This is a genomic window from Bradyrhizobium sp. CCBAU 45384, assembly GCF_028128665.1.
GTDB lineage: Bacteria > Pseudomonadota > Alphaproteobacteria > Rhizobiales > Xanthobacteraceae > Bradyrhizobium > Bradyrhizobium manausense.
Window position 1 is genome coordinate 37416 of the sequence record NZ_LBIZ01000089.1, and the last position, 19575, is coordinate 56990.

Annotated in this window: 15 protein-coding genes; 13 read left to right on the forward strand and 2 right to left on the reverse strand. The window is 61.0% G+C overall.

Annotation, left to right across the window (positions count from 1 at the left end; translation table 11 throughout):
• Positions 1-142 precede the first annotated feature (142 nt).
• The 7 genes from XH80_RS06975 to XH80_RS07005 all read left to right on the forward strand — a co-directional run bounded on the left by XH80_RS06975 (position 143) and on the right by XH80_RS07005 (position 7412).
• Positions 143-1006, forward strand: coding sequence for a branched-chain amino acid ABC transporter permease (locus tag XH80_RS06975; RefSeq protein WP_271597936.1), 864 nt, complete (start codon positions 143-145; stop codon positions 1004-1006).
• Complete coding sequence (locus XH80_RS06980) at positions 1003-2223, forward strand: substrate-binding protein (protein WP_271597937.1); 1221 nt, start codon at positions 1003-1005, stop codon at positions 2221-2223. The genes XH80_RS06975 and XH80_RS06980 overlap by 4 nt, the downstream gene beginning before the upstream one ends.
• 65 nt (positions 2224-2288) lie before the next feature.
• A complete protein-coding gene (locus tag XH80_RS06985; protein WP_271597959.1) occupies positions 2289-3299 on the forward strand; it encodes a branched-chain amino acid ABC transporter permease in 1011 nt (336 codons plus the stop codon).
• Positions 3286-4020 (forward strand): ABC transporter ATP-binding protein, encoded by a 735-nt coding sequence (locus tag XH80_RS06990; RefSeq protein WP_271597938.1) that lies wholly within the window; start codon positions 3286-3288, stop codon positions 4018-4020. The genes XH80_RS06985 and XH80_RS06990 overlap by 14 nt, the downstream gene beginning before the upstream one ends.
• Positions 4013-4708 carry an ABC transporter ATP-binding protein gene (locus tag XH80_RS06995; RefSeq protein WP_271597939.1) on the forward strand — a complete coding sequence of 232 codons (696 nt, stop codon included), beginning with the start codon at positions 4013-4015 and terminating at the stop codon, positions 4706-4708. The genes XH80_RS06990 and XH80_RS06995 overlap by 8 nt, the downstream gene beginning before the upstream one ends.
• A gap of 77 nt (positions 4709-4785) precedes the next feature.
• Positions 4786-6042: an amidohydrolase family protein gene (locus XH80_RS07000; protein WP_271597940.1), complete on the forward strand. Its 1257-nt coding sequence runs from the start codon at positions 4786-4788 to the stop codon at positions 6040-6042.
• 149 nt (positions 6043-6191) lie between these two features.
• Positions 6192-7412 carry a substrate-binding protein gene (locus XH80_RS07005; protein ID WP_271597941.1) on the forward strand — a complete coding sequence of 407 codons (1221 nt, stop codon included), beginning with the start codon at positions 6192-6194 and terminating at the stop codon, positions 7410-7412.
• Between the two features lie 55 nt (positions 7413-7467).
• On the opposite strand, the gene XH80_RS07010 is transcribed toward XH80_RS07005, so the two are convergent.
• Positions 7468-8250, reverse strand: a complete 783-nt coding sequence (locus XH80_RS07010) for an enoyl-CoA hydratase-related protein (RefSeq protein ID WP_271597942.1) — start codon at positions 8248-8250, stop codon at positions 7468-7470.
• Between the two features lie 711 nt (positions 8251-8961).
• Here XH80_RS07010 and XH80_RS07015 point away from each other — a divergent pair.
• A complete protein-coding gene (locus XH80_RS07015) occupies positions 8962-10287 on the forward strand; it encodes an MFS transporter (protein WP_271597943.1) in 1326 nt (441 codons plus the stop codon).
• A 308-nt stretch (positions 10288-10595) separates the two neighbouring features.
• Entirely contained in the window at positions 10596-13046 is a 2451-nt protein-coding gene (locus XH80_RS07020; protein ID WP_271597944.1) for a CehA/McbA family metallohydrolase, read from the forward strand.
• A 157-nt stretch (positions 13047-13203) separates the two neighbouring features.
• Here XH80_RS07020 and XH80_RS07025 read toward each other — a convergent pair whose 3' ends face one another.
• The gene (locus XH80_RS07025) at positions 13204-14247 is read right to left on the reverse strand and encodes a LacI family DNA-binding transcriptional regulator (protein ID WP_271597945.1); all 1044 of its coding nucleotides are present in this window, start codon (positions 14245-14247) and stop codon (positions 13204-13206) included.
• A gap of 317 nt (positions 14248-14564) precedes the next feature.
• On the opposite strand from XH80_RS07025, the gene XH80_RS07030 reads away from it, so the two are divergent.
• The 4 genes from XH80_RS07030 to XH80_RS07045 all read left to right on the forward strand — a co-directional run bounded on the left by XH80_RS07030 (position 14565) and on the right by XH80_RS07045 (position 19561).
• Positions 14565-15758, forward strand: coding sequence for a CaiB/BaiF CoA transferase family protein (locus XH80_RS07030; protein ID WP_271597946.1), 1194 nt, complete (start codon positions 14565-14567; stop codon positions 15756-15758).
• Positions 15759-15987: 229 nt separating this feature from the next.
• On the forward strand, positions 15988-17247 hold the full coding sequence (locus XH80_RS07035) for an MFS transporter (RefSeq protein ID WP_271597947.1): 1260 nt from the start codon (positions 15988-15990) through the stop codon (positions 17245-17247).
• 59 nt (positions 17248-17306) lie between these two features.
• Complete coding sequence (locus XH80_RS07040) at positions 17307-18455, forward strand: hypothetical protein (protein ID WP_271597948.1); 1149 nt, start codon at positions 17307-17309, stop codon at positions 18453-18455.
• Between the two features lie 176 nt (positions 18456-18631).
• Positions 18632-19561: a dihydrodipicolinate synthase family protein gene (locus tag XH80_RS07045; RefSeq protein ID WP_271597949.1), complete on the forward strand. Its 930-nt coding sequence runs from the start codon at positions 18632-18634 to the stop codon at positions 19559-19561.
• The last annotated feature ends 14 nt before the right edge of the window (positions 19562-19575 follow it).

Genomic DNA, 19575 nt, shown 5'->3' on the forward strand with positions numbered 1-19575 from the left:
CCTGCAAATCCCATTGCCGGGATGACCTTCCAGGAGCGCTCTCGTGCCAGCAGCCCTTCGCATTTCAACGTGCGGCTTACGCCTTCGAACGGTCGGCGTGAAGATGATGTGCTCGCAATCGCTTGCGATGTGACACAGCAACATGGATACGCTCCTTATCGCGACGTTCGAGATCTTGAGCTTTGGCGCGATCGTCGTGCTGGTCGTGCTCGGTCTCGGGATCATTGCCAGCATGATGGGCATCTTCAATTTCGCCCAGGGCGAGTTCGTCCTGCTCGGCGCTTACATCACCTATCTCGTGCACAGCGTCGGTTTGCCGGTCTCGCTCGGCATGCTTGCCGCGCCCGTCGCGGTCGGAACGATTGGTTTCGTCCTGGAAAAACTCGTGGTGCGACGGTTCTATGCCGCTCCCATCGTCGCCATGCTCGGAACCTATGCGCTCGGGCTGATCATTCGCGAAGCCGTGCGCGGCCTGACCGGTGGCCTCTATCTCTCGGTGCCGGAGCCAATCAGTGGCTCGATCACAATCGGTAATCTGCATTTCGCCACCTGGCGCGGCGTCATCGTCATCATCACTTTGCTGGTCATGGCCGCGAGCCATGCGCTGCTCGCCTACACTTCGTTCGGCCTGCGAGTCCGCGCCTCGCTGGAGAACCCACAGCTGGCGCGTGCCTCCGGTATCTCCACGGGCATGATCTACAGCGTCACCTTTGCGTTTGGTGCGGCACTCGCGGGTCTCGCCGGCGCGCTCATCGTGCCGGTCTTCTCGCTGTTTGCCGATCTCGGCATCCGTTTTCTTATCCAGGGTTTCGTTGCCGTCATGGTAGGTGGCGTCGGGTCCTTCGCCGGCCCGGTCGCTGGCGCCAGCGTTATCGGCACGTTCAGCGCCTGGCTGCCTTGGCTGATGTCACCGGTCATCGCCGACGTTCTGGTGTTCGTGCTCGCCATCGTTTTCATCAAGTTCCGGCCGCAAGGCCTTGTTTCGGGAAGAGGGGTCAACCGATGATCAATACCAGCCGTCAACTGAGCCGCCGCCGCTTTATCCGCAATTTCGCCTTCGCCTCCGCCGCCATCGCAGTGGGGCCGGGCAGCTGGGTTATCCGCCCGGATTGGGCAAATGCTGCGGAAGGCCCGATCAGGCTCGGTATTGCAACGGATCTTACGGGCTCACTCGGCTTTGCCGGCAATACCGACGCCAATGTCGCTCGCATGCTGGTCAAGGAGATCAACGACTCCGGCGGCCTGTTGGGGCGTCCGATCGAGCTCCTGATTGAGGACACTGCCTCCGACGAATCCGTCGCTGTGGGCAATGTGCGCAAGTTGATTCAGCGAGACAAGGTCGATTTGGTGATCGGCGGTATTTCGAGCTCGATGCGCAATGCAATCAAGGACGTCATTATCTCTCGCGGCAAGACGCTCTATATCTATCCGGAAGGGTACGAAGGCAAAGAGTGCACGCCCTATCTGTTCTGCACCGGGCCGGTACCGGCACAGAATTGCGACCAGTTCATTCCCTGGTTGATCAAGAATGGTGGCAAGCGTTTCGCGCTGCCTGGCTCCAATTACGTTTGGCCGCAAACGATCAACGCCTATGCGCGCAAGGTGATCGAGAGCAGCGGTGGCGAAGTCGTCTTCGAAGAATACTATCCGCTCGACCAGATCGACTTTTCCTCGACGGTTAGCCGCATCATATCCAACAAGGTCGACGTGGTGTTCAACGCTATCGTCCCGCCCGGCGTCAGCCCGTTCTTCAAACAGCTCTATCAAGCCGGCTTCTCCAAAAACGGCGGGCGGCTGGGTTGCGTCTACTACGACGAAAATTTCCTGGAAATGAACCAAGCCCAGGAGATTGAAGGGCTCGCGAGCAGCCTCGACTACTACAAGGTGCTTGCGGCGGAGGATCCGGTAAGCGCCAGGATTCAGTCGGCTTACGACAAGCAGTTCCCTGCCAAGTTCCGGTTCTCTGCAGGCAGCGCCGCGACCGGCACCTATCGAGGACTGAAGCTGTGGGAGGCTGCAGTGAAGGAGGCCGGTACAATTGATCGCGACGCGGTCGCCGCCGCCCTCGACCACGCGAAGATAGCGGAAGGGCCGGGCGGGCCTGCGGAAATGGCGCCCGGCAAGCGCCACTGCAAGATGAACATGTACATTGGCGTGGCGAAGGGCGGCCAGTACGAGATTGTCGCGCGTAGCGCCGGCCTGGTCGATCCAAAGGAGTGCTGATGTCATCGACCGGCACTGGCATACAGCCCCCGCCTCACGTGATTGAAGCTGCTCGTTCGCCCGTCATGGCATCTGCCATCGCTGGGCGAATGAAAGTGCTTCCGATTCTCGAACTGGCATTGCTGGTTGCCGCTTCGATCGCACCGCTCGTCCTGCGGGATTACATCACTGTCTATGCAACGCGAGTGCTCATCCTGTGCCTCTTTGCGTTGTCGTTCGACCTGGTGTGGGGCTATGCTGGGATATTGAGCTTGGGTCAGTCGTTGTTCTTCGGCATGGCCGGCTACGGTGTGGCGCTGCTGTCACGCGATTTCGGGGTCGGATCGATTTTTGCTGTTCTTCCGGCGGGAACCCTGATCGGCTTTGTCGCGGCATTGTTGCTGGCAGGTTTTTTGCTGCTCGGCCGTCACCCCTCCAGTGTGGTCTTCGTTTCGCTTGGTACCATGACCGGAGCTTACGCAGCTGACCGGCTGGCTCGGGGTTCTCATTATCTCGGCGGCCAGAACGGTATCCCTTCGATCCAACCGATGACAATCGGCTCGCACGAACTGAGCGAGGGACCAGGATTTTACTACCTGGTTCTCGCCATTTTGGTTCTGATCTACCTTCTGTCGCGCTTTTTGCTGCGGTCGCAGTTCGGTCTGGCGCTGGCGGGATTGCGAGAGAACGAACAGCGCATCGCCTTCTTCGGGTACAAAGTGCAGCATTTAAAGGCGATCATATTCGCAATCAGCGGAGCGATCGCAGGGACTGCCGGCAGCCTCTATGCGTTTCACGAGGGCTTCGTCTGGACCAACATGCTGGGCGTGGTCATGTCGACCCAGGTCGTGCTCTACGTATTGTTCGGCGGCTCCGGGACATTGATCGGTGCGGTCATCGGCACCGCGATTGTCGAGGGCCTCAGCTTCTGGCTCTCCGACAACTATCGGGACATCTGGCCGATCATTCTTGGCGTTTTGCTGTTGCTCGTCATTATGTTCCGGCCCCTCGGCTTGATCAGCCTCGTGCTGGGAGAGCGGGAACGTGTCGGTCATTTCGGCCCGAGCCTGAAGGAGAAGCGCAATGCCGCTCCTTGAAGCCGTGGGCATCTCCAAGGTCTTTGGCAAGCTCACCGCGCTGGACGCAGCGGCGCTCACCGTGGGCGAGAGAGAGTTTCATGGCCTGATCGGGCCGAACGGCTCTGGCAAGAGCACGCTGATGAAGTGTGTTGCAGGTGCGCTCGTGCCAACGCGGGGCAAGGTGACGTTCATCAATACCGACGTCACATTGTTGACGCCGCCAGAGCGCGCGCGAGCGGGCATGAGCCTGAAATTCCAGATCACCGCCGTGCTGCCGACCCTCACGCTTTACGACAACATCCTGCTCGCGCTGCAGGCCCGGTCCTCACTGCTGGATCTGGCGTTCTCGCGCAGTCGGGGACGACTGCGGGAGGAGGTCATGACACTGCTCCTCCAGTTCCGGCTCGCCGATCGCGCCTTTGATGCTGCGGCGACCCTGTCTCACGGGCAGCAGCAATGGCTGGAGATCGCGATGGCGCTTGCTTGCCGGCCGCGCCTTCTGCTGTTGGACGAGCCGACCGGTGGCATGAGCCTCGAGGAGCGCCGCGTCACGGGCGAGTTGCTGCAGCCGATCAAAAAGCATTGCTCGCTCGTCATCGTGGAGCACGACCTGGATTTCATCCGCGACATCTGCGACCGGCTAACCGTGCTCGATCAGGGCAAGGTTCTGGCGTCGGGGACGGTTGCCGAGATCCAGGCCAACAGAAGCGTCCAGGAGATCTATTTGCGCCGTGCCTGAATTCCTCAATATCAACCATCTCGACGCCGGCTATGGACGCAGCCAGGTCTTGTTCGACGTCAATATGGCCGTCCCGCCGCGCGGCGGTGTGGCCGTCCTTGGCCGCAACGGCGCCGGAAAGAGCACGCTCATGAAGGCGATCGTGGGCGAACTGCCGGCATGGAAGGGCGGCGTGCAGTTCAACGGCCAGGATATCGACCGCCGCCGCACCGAGGAGCGGGTACGGGCGGGCATCGGATATGTGCCGCAAGAGCATTCAGTGTTTGCGCGCCTGTCCGTGCGCGACAATCTCGCCGTCGGATCGCTTTTGCACCGCGACGGATCGGCAGTGGACCGGGTGATGAGGACGTTTCCAAAACTCGGCCAGCGACTGGATCAGCCGGCCGGAACACTGTCCGGTGGCGAGCGCAAGATGCTCGCAATCGCCCGGGCGATGCTCGGCAACCCTAAGCTTCTCCTATTGGATGAGCCGACCGAGGGGGTCTGGATCGGCGTCATCGAGGAGATCACCGAGCGCTTGATGGAGCTTGCCAGAGAGATCGCCATCATCATCGTTGAGCAACATCTCGATCTCGCAATGCGTGTCGCGGAGAACGCCTATGTGCTCGATCGCGGCCGTGTTGCGCTTTCGGGCCCGTCGCAGCGGCTGCGCGACGACCCGCGACTCCTGACATATCTGGCTCCGTAGAGGCGTCCGCCAGCGGCCATCTCCCAGCCGAAGGTGGCGCATTCAAGTTCCTTGCGATGGCTGAACAGAGAGGGACGATGTCTGAGACCATGAGCGATTTTGTAAATGCCTGCCAGGTCGTCGATGTCCATGAGCATCACATGCCCGAGGTCGCACATAGCCGGGACGTAAATCTGTTGAAGCTATTCCAGCAGAGCTATGCGGCCTGGACAAGCAACGTTCTGCCATCCGACCCCAAGGCGACGGGCGATATTTTATCTACCGCTACTCAGCCGACCACCTGGGAAGCCCTTGCGCCGTTCCTTGAGAGGAGCGGCTCAAATGCATTCGTTCGCAACCTTGCGGACGGTGTCGCCGAGCTTTACGGCGTCGCCGACACCGGAATCACGCGCGAAAACTGGGAGGCGGTGGACGCTACCGTGCGCTTGCGCCACAAGGAAGTGACATGGCCAGGTGAAGTGATTAAGCGCGCCGGCATCAGGAGAATCGTAACGGACCCTTTTCTGGATCCGTTGATGGATCCGCGTCCGGGTCTTGGGCAAAGCTACGATGCGGTCCTGCGGATCAACGCATTCGCGCTCGGCTGGCATCCTGAAGCCCGCGATCACAACGGAAATTGCGGCCAGGCGTTGCTGCTGCGCCTCGGCATGGAGGTGAAAACCTTCGACGACTATTGCGCCGCGATCCGCGAGCTCGTAGCCGGCTGCGCCTGGCGCAATCACGTTGCGCTTAAGAACGCGCTCGCCTATGACCGCGACCTGAGCTTTGACGAACCGAATGAGGAACTGGCCCGGCAGGCCTGGGGACAAAGGGCTCCATCCCCTGCGGCGCGCAAGGCTTTCTGCGACTTTGTCGTCGACCTGTTTTGTCAGCTCGCAGGCGAGGCCGATCTGCCAGTCCAAACGCACCTTGGAACGGCAATCATCAGCGGCTCCCACCCGCTAAGGATAACCGGGTTGATTGAGCGTCATCCTCGGACCCGCTTTCTGCTGATGCATTTGGCTTATCCGTGGAGCCGGGACTTGTTGGGAATGGCCTTTGTGTACCGAAATGTCTGGCTCGATCTGTGCTGGTCGTTTCTGTTGAGCCCGTCACATTTCAAGCTCGCCTTGCACGAGGCTATTGAAGTCTTGCCGGATGAATCGCGAATGATGATCGGAGGAGATTGTCTTCACGTTGAGGAGACCTTTGCCGCGATACAGGGCGCGCGCCGGCTGATCGGCGAGGTTCTGAACGAAAAAGTCGCGAACGGTTACTTCCGATCCCAAGACGCAGAGCGCCTGGCCGTCAGAATCCTTGGCGAGAACGCGAAGGAGTTTTTCAGACTGCCCTGAATGCTGCCCCTCGTTACGCGATTTTACCCAAAGTCGGCGGAAGAGGCTGCTCGAGGCCCACGAATGACGGTTAGCTTTTCGGCTATCGCGCCGCCGGAACGAGCAGGGCGCGCGGATCGAAGGCCAAGAGCCAAGGGGAGGTCAGTTCGATGTTGAATGATCACCGGCACCTCAGCCGCCGCCGCTTTCTTAGCAATTTTGCCTTTGCGTCTGCGGCCATTGCGGCCGGCCCGGGCAGCTGGGTGATCCGTCCTGACTGGGCCAACGCTGCCGAAGGTCCGATCAGGATCGGCATTGCCACCGACCTTACCGGAGCACTTGGCTTCGCCGGGAATACCGACGCCAATGTTGCTCGCATGATCGTGAGCGAGATCAACGAGAACGGTGGTCTGTTGGGGCGCCCGATCGAGCTCCTGATTGAGGATACCGCGTCCAACGAGTCCGTTGCTGTCGGCAACGTCCGCAAGCTGGTTCAACGAGACAAGGTCGACCTGGTGCTCGGCGGCATTGCCAGCTCAATGCGCAACGCGATCAAGGACATCATCATCTCTCGTGGCAAGACGCTCTACATCTATCCGCAGGCCTACGAAGGCAGGGAGTGCACGCCCTACCTGTTCTGCACCGGGCCGGTACCGGCGCAGAATTGCGACCGGTTCATTCCGTGGTTGATCAAGAATGGTGGCAGACGCTTTGCGCTGCCTGGATCAAACTACGTCTGGCCGCAAACGATCAATGCGTATGCGCGCAAGGTGATCGAGAGCAGCGGCGGGGAGGTGGTTTTCGAAGAGTATTACCCGCTCGACCAGATCGATTTTTCATCCACCGTGAGCCGCATCACGTCCAACAAGGTAGACGTAGTATTCAACAGTGTCATCCCTCCAGGCGTCGGCTCGTTCTTCAAACAGCTTTATGAAGCGGGCTTTTCCAGGAATGGCGGACAGCTGGGCTGCGTCTACTATGACGAAAACACACTCGAAATGAACCAGGCTCACGAGATCGAAGGCCTCGCCAGCAGCCTCGACTATTACAAGGCGCTCGCGGTGGAAGATCCGGTGAGCGCCAAGATTCAGTCGGGCTACGAAAAGCAGTTTCCCGGCAAGTTCCGGTTCTCAGCAGGCAGCGCCGCGACCGGCACCTACCGAGGACTGAAGCTGTGGGAAGCCGCAGTGAGGGAAGCCGGTACAATTGACCGCGAGGCCGTCGCCGCAGCCCTCGACCACGCCAGGATTGCGCAAGGGCCTGGCGGGCCGGCGGAGATGGTGCCGGGCAAGCGCCACTGCAGGATGAACATGTACATTGGTGTGGCAAAGGCCGGCCAATACGAGATCGTCGCCCGTAGCGCCGGCCTGGTCGAGCCGAAGGAGTGTTGAATATCGCATGTAGCGCGGGCGAGCTTCGCCGGCGCCGCTTGCGAGCAGAACTCGCCTACCTCCCCCGATAATTCGGCGGCCTCTTCTCAAAGAAGGCGTTCATTCCCTCCTGCTGGTCAGCTGTGCTGAAAGCGTGGCGTATCGCTTGCCGCTCGAACTCGAGCCCGGCGTCCAGCGTGGTCTGAAACGCGGCGAGAACGGCCGCTTTGGCAAGTTCAGCCGATCGGGGAGGCTTTTGCGCAATCAGATCGGCTATTTCGAGGGCTCGCGCCTGTGCCCGGCCGCTTTCGACAACTTCGGCCACGAGACCGGCCTGCATCGCCATGCGGGCCGTGATGGACTGGCCGCTCAGGATCATCAGCATGGCAAGAGATTTGCCAGCCACGCGTGTCAGCCTCTGCGTTGCGCCGTCGCCCGGCAATATCCCGATGTTGATCTCGGGCTGCGCAAATACCGCCTCTTCGCCTGCTATCACGATGTCCGCGAGCAGGGCCAATTCGTGGCCACCGCCGAAGCAAATGCCCTCGACCGCGGCGATGAGGGGCTTGGGGAAATTGGCGATGTCCCGCCAGGCCGAACGTCGCGCCGAATTGTCGATGGCCTCAAAGCCGCGCTCTCGCATCTCCTTGATGTCGGCTCCGGCAGAGAAGAACCCAGCGCTGCCACAAAGCACCACACAGCGGACATCCTCATCGATTGCGGCACGGCGCAAAGTGGCGCCAAGCTCCACGATCAGCTCGTTGCTCAAGGCGTTTCGTTTCGATGTCCTGTTCAGCGTCACAAGGCGCAAACGGGGCGCGACAGATGTCGACAGGATGAGATCGGACGTGTTGGTCATGGAGCGGTTCTCCGGAGGGGAATAAGAGAGCTCGGCCTTAGACTGAAATCGATTTCTTGGCAATGAACCTTCTTTTGCGCTATTTTTTTGAGTGCTCAGCTCCCGCAGCCCGACGGCATGCGCTCAATGCGGCGTTGACGGCGAGCGTTTAGGCAGGTCCAGCGCTTGAAATGAGCTTGACTCCGCGGTTCCGAACACGTATTGAGTTTGAAATCGATTTCAGAAATTTTATGTAGAAATAGACAATACTGCGGGAAACCGGAAGCGGCCGGCGAGAGTGGGCTGCATCTGAGGGATCTCCATTGACGCTGCGAGGGTCCCGTGACCCCGAGCCGTCCAAGAAGACTATCAGCTTCTTCGGAAGCGGGCTGAGAGCAACAGGAGGAAGGCTAGCCATGGGGATGGCATGGAATCCCGCGCGCGCTTCATGCGAACCGCAGCGCAAGTCGCAAACATCGATGGAGGCGTCCTGCGCGATTGAGCTCGTGCAATCGCCGCTGGTGAGGCGAGGCCCGCAAACAAGCGAAGCGAGGCGGGGCTTGCCGCCAGCATACGGGGCTCCTTTTACGCCAGAGCTTGCGCGGGCCGGCAGACTTAAGGCCGCAACTCTCGTGGACCCCGCCGCGGCGGGCGCAGTCGAGCGGGCGAACGGCTGTTCGTTGTCGCCCGGCCCGCAACATCATTGACGTCATCATCAGAGCCCGAGGACCCATGAACATTGTTGCTCAGCCCAGCGCCGTATCCATCCAGCTTGACAATCCAGTTGCGGACAAACGGATGACCGCCGGCCTCGGAGGAGGCGTAGCTCTGGAGTGGTACGACTGGAATATCTATGGCGCGATGGCGGCGTTTCTCTCGCCCCACTTCTTTCCCTCTGATGATCCCACGACCTCGCTGCTCGCGGGACTGGCCGTATACGGCGCGGGTTTCTTCGCGCGGCCCCTGGGCGCAGCGCTGCTGGGCCCCGTCGCCGATCGCATCAGCCACAAGCGCGTGATGCTGATCTCGGTCACGGCCATGGCGGTTTGCTCGCTTTTGATATCCTTGTTGCCGACCTACAAGGACATTGGCGTCATGGCGGCGGTGGCGCTGCTCATCATGAGACTGATTCAGGGGCTTGCCACGGGCGCTGAAGCGGGTGTCGCCAACGCCATCGCGATTGAACTGGCGCCGCCCGGAAAGGAAGGACGTTTTCTTGGTCTGATCGGCGGCACGTTCATCCAGCTCGGGAATCTCGGATCCAGCCTGGTGGCCTTCCTGGTGAGTGCCTCGGTGGCTCCCGATGTGATGCGCGAGTGGGCCTGGCGCATACCCTTCGCGGTCGGTGGCGTGCTGGGCCTGCTGATCATCTATCTGCGCACCGCCGTGCCGGAAACCTTGATCCATCGAGCCATGCACCGGCAGGACGAGGCTTCGCGCATTCAGGAAACGACGAGCGGGGTGTGGAAGACGCTGTGGAGCGTGCGGCTATCCCTACTGACTGTCATTCTCGTGATCGGGTCGATGCAGATTGCCAATTATGCCTGGAACGCAGGTCTGCCCAACATGGCCAATACCGTGTTCAAGGAGAACAGCACGTCGGTGTATGGGATCATGACATTGATGATCCTGACCTGGATGCTGTCCGCTCCCCTGGTCGGCGCCTTCGCCGACAAAATTCGGCCCTCGCGCGCATTCACGCTGCTGCGGCTGCTGCTCATCCCGTGCTTCTTCCTGACACTGCTCTACTCCGAAAAGAGCATCTCTACCTTCTTCTTTGTCACGGTGTTCGGCGGCGCCATTGTGGGCTTCAACATGGCCCTCTACAACTTCATCGCGACCACGCTGATGCCGCGGGCGGTACGGACGACGGGCGTAGCTCTTGGGTATGCGCTCGGTGTTTCGCTGTTTGGCGGAACGTCACCCTACCTCATGGTCTGGCTACAACGCGAGCATATTGCCTGGATGTTTCCCGTGTATGGCTCACTGGTAGCGCTGCTCAGCGTCGTGGTCTACCAGATCGCCAAGAAACGCGGCCGCGTCTACATCGGTGATTGAAGGCGCTCTGCCTGCTGCTTTTCGGCTGCGCCAAGGCAGACGCAAGCGTTTCTTGTCCGGTGCGGTTGATCACGGCACGGCTCGCACGCGGACCGGCGAATTCCTGAACTGGAGTCCAACGAATGAAAACACCTTCATCGCCGCACTTCACGTCCGTGGACTTGAAGCCATATTTCAACGCGAGGCGTGTAAATGCCGGTGAAGGTTTCGCCAGCCGCCCGGGCGATAATGGCTGGATCGATTCGCTTCGCGGGCTGAAGACCCATCGCGGCATGCCCTTTCTTTTCGGCAGCGAAACAGGGCCGGACGTGCTGGAGCTGCGTCCAGGGGCACCTCCTGTCGTCATCGCATTGCCGCCGAGAATGGCGAGCTATGTGCTGTTCGTGCAAGTGGCGGCAGACCGCCCCAGCGCAAGCCCGCAAGGTTTCGGGGAGATCGGCCCGGCCACGCTGCCTGTAGAAGGCAATCCACTTGGCGATCGGGTAGCCACTTATGGGCTCCGCTATACCGACGGCAGCGAGACTGACGTGCCGGTGCTGCGCAGGTTCGCGATCCAGCAGAACCACATCTCCTGGAGTGCGAGTGCGTTCGCTGCACTGCCGCTACGCGCACCGATCGTGCACGCAAGCACCGGCGAGGAGTTCGTACTCGGCAGAGCGCCGGGAGCGAGCTTCTTCCTGGGCGAGGCCCGCACCGAATCGGGACGCATGGATCGGCAAGGCGAGAACCTGTGGCTTTACGCGCTCCCGAACCCCTATCCGGACAAGGAGCTTTCGGCGTTAAGTTTGCGCGCGGAACAGGAAATCTCGCTGGTCTTTGCGGTGACCACGACAACGCTCACCGAGCATCCGCTGCGCCTTCAGGGCCGCCGCAAGCTCAAGATGCAGCTGCCGCTCGGAGTCCATCTGAACAAGCTTGGCGAGCTCGACGTCGACGATCGGGACGAGCAGATCGGCATGGACCTCGGCACGGTCATCTCGGCCCGCGCAGTGCTGGAGTACTCCAAAGCGGATTGGCTCGGCGCCAAAGTTGATGTGCAGCCCGTGCGCTCCGGGAACGAAGTCATCGTCGAGTACTCCGCACATTCGGAGGCAAGGCTCTATCTGCGCTCCGACGATGGTCGCTTGCACGTCTTTGAGCTTCGATCGCTCGAAGTTGCCGGCAATGCAGGAGGCGCATCGCTCAATGCGAGCACAGTCGAACCGGCCACAAGGCCGGTCAGGATCCGCATCGTGGAGAAGGCCAGTGGCATGCGTGTTGCCGCGCGCCTGCATCTCCACGGTGCGCAGGGGGAGTATCTGCCGCCCAAGGGACATCACCGCAAGGTCAACACCGGCAGGTTCGAGGACTTCGCCGGCGAGTTTGCCAATGGGCTGAACCAGTACGCCTATGTGGACGGCAGCTGCGAGGCGGACCTGCCGCTGGGGCCCGTGTTCGTCGAGATCTGCAGGGGCTTTGAGGTGCATCCGCTGCGCACCATCGTCGAAATCACCGCGACCACCGACAATCTCACCTTTGAGCTCGATCGTGTGCTGCGCTGGCGCGAACAGGGATGGGTCAGCTCCGATACGCACGTCCATTTCCTGAGTCCGCAGACGGCTCTGCTCGAGGGCAAGGCTGAGGGTATCAACGTCGTCAACTTGCTCGCGGCACAGTGGGGCGAGCTATTTACCAACGTCGCCGATTTCGACGGCCGCACGACGATCGGGGCAAAGGATTTCGGAGGGGACGGAGAGTTCCTCGTTCGCGTTGGCACGGAAAACCGGATGCAGGTTCTAGGGCACATATCGCTGCTCGGCTACGAAGGCGAGATGATCAATCCCCTCTCTTGCGGCGGGTCCAACGAAGCTGCGATCGGCGATGTCCTGGAAGCGACCATGGCCGACTGGGCGGAGCGCTGCCGCCAGCAAGGGGGACTGGTCGTGATGCCGCACGCCCCGAACCCCCAAGCCGAGCGGGCGGCCGACATTGTGCTCGGCCTTGTCGATGCCATCGAAATGATGTCGTTCAACCCGCGAACAGCTCAGATCAGCGCGTTTGGCCTGGCCGACTGGTACCGCTACCTCAACATCGGATACCATCTGCCGCTGGTCGCGGGCTCCGACAAGATGGATGCGGCCGCACTTCTCGGGGGCTCGCGGACCTATGTGCGGCTGGGCGAACGCGACTTCACCTATCGCAACTGGATGGAGGCCGTGCGTCGCGGGGATACGTTCATCACCGTCGGGCCCCTGGTTGAGATGACCGTCGAAGGCCTGCGTCCTGGGAGCACGATTTCCCTGTCCCGTTCAGGCGGCACGCTTGTCATCGACTGGCGCATCGAATCGGTCAGCGTCGCACCGACACGGCTGGAGCTGATCCGGAACGGCACTGTGGTCGAGGAAGTCCGATGTGCCAGTCTGTCCTGCAAAGGTCAGCTCTCGCTGCGCATCACCGAATCCTGTTGGATCTCGCTCCGAGTGCGGGGCAGTGTCGCCGGACGCGAGGCCGACATCGCGGCGCACACCAGTGCCGTCTACGTCACGGTTGGCGAGCAACCCATCTTTGCCACTGCGGACGCCGTGTCGGTCCTTGCGCAAATCGAGGGATCAATCGCCTACATGGACACGCTTGCGCCGAAGTCGAATGAGGCGCGGCACGCGCGGCTTCGAGCCACCCTGGAACTTGCGCATCATCGCCTGCATCACAGACTGCACGAGCTTGGCGCCGGCCATCACCATGCGCCCGTTCACTCCGTTCACGTAGAACGCGAGCATTAAAACCCTCGTATGCCCTAGGCTTTGGGGCAGCTGTCATGGCCTCAGGCGCATCTACTCTTCTCGCTAATCAATGATGTGGGCGAGAGCAGCCACTGCATTCCGACCGGCTCCTAGGGCCCTGGGGAGAGTCATGTGAAATCGTTTTCATGATGTCGGATCAAACATCCCGACTGCGCCGCCGGCGGGCCGGGCCTTCGCCGGAGCGTGGCGGCGCGCTCGATGAGCGCATGACCAGGCGGTAGGGCAACAGGACGCTTTTGGGAACCGGGCTTCCGGCGATGGCATTGATCAGATAATCGGCGGCCCCCCGGCCGATTTCAGCTGCCGGAACACTGACGGTTGTGAGCGGGGGGTCCATTTGCGCCGCGAGCTCCACATCGTCAAATCCTGTGATGGAAAGCGCGACCGGGACCATCAGCCCCATCTTGCGAGCCTCAGCCATTGCACCGATGGCAAGCGTGTCGGTGGTGCAGATCACCGCCGTCGTATCAGGGTGGTCGGTCAGGAGCTGACGAAGGGCGCTGCGGCCCTGGGCAAGCGAATAATCGGCCTTGATGATCTGGGTCGGCTTGAGCGGGAGGCCGGCCTCGGAGAGCGCGCGCTGAATTCCCTCGAGCCTGGCGCGAGATCTGTCGTTGGAGGTTGCCACAACATTGGCGATCGCGCCGAATCGGACATGTCCGAGCCTCAGGAGATACTCGGTCATTTCCCGGGTGGCGCTTTCGTTATCGATCCCGATCGCGGGGATGCCGCCGCCGGCCTTGGAAACATAGGTCGTGATGACAGGTACGCCGGCCTGTTCAATCAGGCTCCTCAGTTCACGTCCATGGGAGCCGCCAACCAGGACAATTCCATCGATGCCGCGTTCGACGAGGCTCTGCAGTTCCTGGAATTCACGCCGCTGGTCATACTGGGAATTGGCAATGAACAGCGTGTAACCGCTTTCGCTGAGGCGGTTCTGCAGCGCCTCCACCCCCTCCGCAAAGATGCCGAGCGCCAGCGTCGGGACGATGACGCCAACGGTGCGCATGCGTCCCGATTTCAATGCCCTGGCCGCGCTGTCGCGCGTATAGGACAGGTCATTGATATGCCGCATGACCCTGTCGCGAAGCTCCGGCCGTACGATATCGGGGTGATTGAGGACGCGCGAGACGGTCGCCGGCGAGACATTCGCCTTCCGGGCGACGTCCTCGATCTTCACGCGCGGTTGCTGGCGGCCCTTGGTGTCGATGACGGGTTTCTTGTCCATCTGCTCTAAAAACAATCGGGAGAAGGAGAGGGTCTCCGCTCAAAGCTTTAACCACCCCGAGCGCCACCTGCTCAACCCCCGTATGTGGACGATCTCGCGCTATTAGTGGTCCTCCTCACGCAGACGGCATTGGTGAGCTGGTCGAACGGCATTCGAAAAGTCTGTCGGTCCGCTTGACTCCATCCAAATGAGGGAATATTTCTGAAATCGATTTCAGAACTGAAGTAAGAAAATACCGTCAATCTCAGGAAACCCGAAGGCACAGACGTATGGTCGATCTCTTGAAGGGCATTCGTATCCTGAGCTTCAATCACTTCCTGATGGGTCCGGTCGGGGTGCAGTTTCTGGCGGACCTCGGCGCCGACGTGATTGCCGTCGAACCTCCGGGTGGTGCCTTCCAGAGGAAGTGGGGCGGAGCGGACAAGCGGGTCGACGGCCAGTCGATGTTGCTTCTCACCGGAAACCGCAACAAGCGCAGCCTCGCGCTCGATCTGAAGAAGCCCGAAGCGGTCGCCATCGCCAGGCAACTGATCGCGCAATCGGATGTGATCACCGAGAACTTCCGCCCGGGCGTGCTCGACAAGCTTGGCCTTGGCTATGAGGATGCGAAGAAGATCAATCCTCAGATCATCTATGCTGCCGCCTCCGGCTACGGTCCTGACGGGCCCTACGTCAATCGGCCCGGCCAGGATCTCTTGATCCAGGCGCTGTCAGGGCTTGCGATGATCACCGGAAGTCGCGAGCAGGGGCCGAGGGCTGTCGGCGTTTCCGCCATCGATCATCACGGCGCTGCCTTGTTTGCGGCGGGGATCCTCGCTGCCCTGGTGAGGAAAGCGCGCACGGGGCAGGGCTGCCGGGTCGATGTCAGCCTGCTGTCGGCAGCGCTCGACCTGCAGATGGAATCTTTTACCTGCTACCTGAATGGCCAAAGGCCTGACGACGTCCGTCAGCCCGGCCCCGTGGCCGGTTGGTACTACGGAGCGCCTTACGGCATCTATGCAACGCGCGATGGACACATTGCGATCTCTCTGGGATCGCTGGAGGCGCTCTCGGAAGCGCTCGGCCTTCCTGCCGATCAGCGAATTCCTGACGAGGAGGCGTATCGAAGGCGGGATGAAGCCTCGAGTCGGATTGCCGCCAACGTCGCTAAACGCTCGACCACGGAATGCATCGCCCTGTTCGAAGCGCACGGGATTTGGCACGCCGCAGTCAACGATTATGCCGAGGTCGTTGCCGATCCGCAGATCGCGCACAACAAAAACTTCCAGGTCGTCGCTGGCGCAACGGGGACTCCCATCACGCTTGTCAGCCATCCCGTGCGCTACGACGGAGAACTGCCGGACGTGCGTTTGCCGCCGCAAAAGCTTGGTGCGCAAACGGAAGAGATCCTGAAAGAGCTCGGCTATGACGCCCGGCAATTGAAGGATCTCTACGAGACGGGCGCCGTCGGCGCTGCAGAATAGCATTACCAAACAAAAATAAGCTTCACAAAAGAAGCGCGCTTTCTCAACCGGAGGGACCATGGGAATGGGACATGAGCCAACTGGCGCGCGCCTTTTCGGCGACGCTTCCAGCGACGTTTACTCTTCGACATCAGCGCAAGCGGCGATGCCGCTTGGTGGAGACGTGAACACCTTCGTTCACGTCAGTCCCGTGTCCGATGGGCATGAAGCTCAAATTGCGAGCAGGACAATGACCGCGGGCCTCGGCGGAGGCGTTGCGCTCGAATGGTACGATTGGAACGTCTATGGCGTGATGGCGGCGTTTCTGTCGCCTCATTTTTTCCCGTCCAATGATCCCACCACCTCGTTGCTCGCCGCACTCGCCGTCTACGGAGCGGGCTTCCTCGCGCGGCCGCTGGGCGCAGCCCTGCTCGGTCCGGTCGCCGATCGCATCAGCCACAAACGGGTGATGATGATCTCGGTCACGGCGATGGCGCTGTGCTCGCTCTTGATCGCGCTTCTGCCGACTTACAAGGATATCGGGGTCACCGCGGCGGTTGCACTGCTTCTCCTTCGTCTCGTTCAAGGACTTGCGACCGGCGCTGAAGCCGGCGTCGCTAACGCCATCGCCATCGAGCTGGCACCGCCCGGCCAGGAGGGGCGTTATCTGGGCCTGATCAGCGGTACGTTCATCCAGCTCGGCATCTTCGGATCCAGCATGGTCGCCTTCCTCGTGAGCGCGTCGGTCGCCCTCGAGGTGCTGCGCGAATGGGCCTGGCGTCTACCATTCGCCGTCGGCGGCGTGCTTGGCTTCTTGATCATTTATCTGCGTAGCACCCTTCCAGAAACCTTGATTAGTCGCGCGATGCACCGCCAGGATGAGCTGTCGCGAATTCAGGACACGACAGGCGGTGTCTGGAAGACGCTTTGGAGCGTCCGGCTCTCGCTGCTCGCTGTCATCCTGGTGATCGGGTCGGTGCAGATCGCGAACTACGCTTGGAACACCGGCCTACCCAACATGGCGAACACCGTGTTCAAGGAGGATAGCACGTCTGTCTACGGCATCATGACGCTAATGCTCCTGATCTGGATGTTTGCCGCTCCTTTGGTTGGCGCGTTCGCCGACAAAGTCCGGCCCTCACGTGCTTTCACGCTGCTGCGCCTGTTGCTCATCCCGTGCTTCTTCCTGACGCTGGTCTATTCGGAGAAGAGCATCTCCACGTTCTTCTTTGTCACGGTGTTCGGAGGCGCCATCGTGGGCTTCAACATGGCCCTCTACAACTTTATCGCCACAACGCTGATGCCGCGTGCCGTGCGGACCACGGGGGTGGCGCTCGGCTACGCGTTAGGCGTGTCGCTGTTTGGCGGCACATCACCCTATCTGCTCGTGTGGTTACAACGTGAGCAGATCGCCTGGATGTTTCCTGTCTATGGATCGTTGATCGCGCTGCTCAGTGTCGTGGTCTACCAGATCGCCAGGAGGCGTGGCCGCGTCTACATCGGCGACTGACCCCCGCGCCGCCTCACCGCGCCTTTTGGCGTAAAGAGAATTCTGTCGGACCAAGAATGATGTCGAGAAGCGAATATCTTTCCGCGCGCGAGCGCATGCTGACGCGCATTGCACAGACCCGGGACGCTGCACGCTCTGGCCTGCCACATTGGGCGAGCACCGTCGACGGAAACTGGACGTTCACGCCTGACGGCGATTGGACCGGCGGCGCGTTCGTCGGCGAGCTCTGGCTTGCGCATCTCGCCGATCCCAGGCGCTTTTCAATCGAAGATGCGCATGCCGCGCTGGCGCGGATGTTGCCACGCGCCGAGCGGCTTACGGCCTTCAAGGGTTTCGGCTTCTATCACGCCGGCGCCCTCGGCAGCATTGTCTTTGCGGATGAAACTGCGCGAGCGGCGGCTCTCACGGCAGCAAGGTCGCTTCGGGATATGTTTGATCCTCGCCTCGGACTGATCCCGTTGGGCGGGGATGCCGAGGAGGCGAGCGCAGTCGGAGCCTCCGAGAGCAGCATCGATACGCTCCAGGCGATAGGCCTGCTCTATTGGGCCGCAGACGAGCTTGGCGATGCGCGGATGGAGGAGGTTGCCAACGCGCATATGCGGCGCGTCCTGGAGATCCACGTGCGGCCGGATCATTCGGTGATCCAGTCCTCCACGCTCGACCCGCACACCGGCAAGGTCCTCAGAACGCACACGCACAAGGGATATAGCGATATCAGCACCTGGGGCCGGGCGCAGGGATGGGCGATGCTCTACACCGCTCACGCGGCCATGGTTCGCCCGAAAGAGCCGTTATGGCGCGATTACGCGGTGCGGGTTCTCGACTGGTGGATCGACCATGTCCCTGCCGACCTTATTGCCTACTGGGATTTCGACGATCCTGCGATTCCCAACACCAGCAGGGATACTGCGGCCACTGCTATCGCCGCTGCCTCGGCGCTGCGGCTCGCATCCGCACTCGGTCCTGAGGAGGGCGCCAAGTATCGAGTGTTTGCGGAGCGCACGGTAACGCAGCTGTCGACATACCTGACACCGATTGCTCCCGATGACCGGCGCCCGCCTGGAATGCTCACAGGGGGCTGCTTCACCCGGAAGGCGGTCGTGCGTGATATCGATGCGGCGGAGAACGTCGAGCTGATCTTCGGAAGCTACTTCCTGTTTGAATGTCTTGTCATCCTGACGGGGCTGCTCCCATCTGGGCGGATCTAGGAACGATGAGCGAAACGTCCGACCTCGATCAACAGCATCTTCGAGCAGTCTTGCTCGGGCGCCCCGCCGCTCAATCTGTCCAGGAAGTTCGACGGCATCGGCTCCAATCCTTGAATGTTCCGAAGTTTTAATCGGGCCCGAGAGCAACTGACTGCCTTCAGTTTGGAATCCGCTGCATGAGAAATGCGAAAACTCCCGTCTATCGCGGCCTGTTCCCGGTCGCTCCCACGCCCTTTACGGACTCTGGAGATCTCGATCTGGAAGGGCAGCGGCGCGTGCTGGATTGCATGATCGATCAAGGCGTCGACGGGATCTGCATTCTGGCCAATTATTCCGAGCAGTTCCTGCTGTCGGATCAGGAACGCGATATTCTGGTCGATCTCTGCCTCTCGCATGTCGCCGGCCGCAAGCCCGTCATGGTGACCTGCAGCCATTTCAGTACGCAGATCGCGGTGCAACGCGCTCGCTATGCGGCCGAACGTGGCGCAAGCCTTGTCATGCTGATGCCGCCTTATCATGGCGCAAGCCTCAAGGCGGATGAAAGCGCCATGATCGGGCATTTCGGCCGCATCGCGGACGCCGCCGGGATTCCAATCATGGTCCAGGACGCGCCGCTCTCCGGCGTAACATTGACGGTCCCTTTTCTCGTCCGGCTCGCTTGCGAGGTGCCGCTCGCGAGATATTTCAAGATCGAGGTCCCATTTGCGGCTGCCAAGCTGCGTAGCCTGATCGACCTCGGCGGTAAGTCCATCATCGGTCCATTTGACGGGGAGGAGGCCATCACCATGATGGCCGACCTCGATGCCGGTGCGACCGGAACGATGTCGAGCGCGCTGCTGCCCGATCTGCTTCGCCCCGTGCTCGATCATCACAAAGCGGGACGCAGGCAGGAAGCAGCTCTTGCGTATGCAAGGGTCCTGCCGCTCATCAATTTCGAGAACCGCCAGTGCGGCCTGCGTGCTGCCAAGAGCGTGATGGCTGAAGGTGGTGTGATCAAATGCGAAGCCGTGCGGCATCCGCTCGATCAGCTTCATCCGGTCACGAGAGCTGGATTGATCGAGCTTGCGCATGAGCTCAACCCGCTGGCTCTTCGCTGGGGACATTGAGGCATGAACAATCG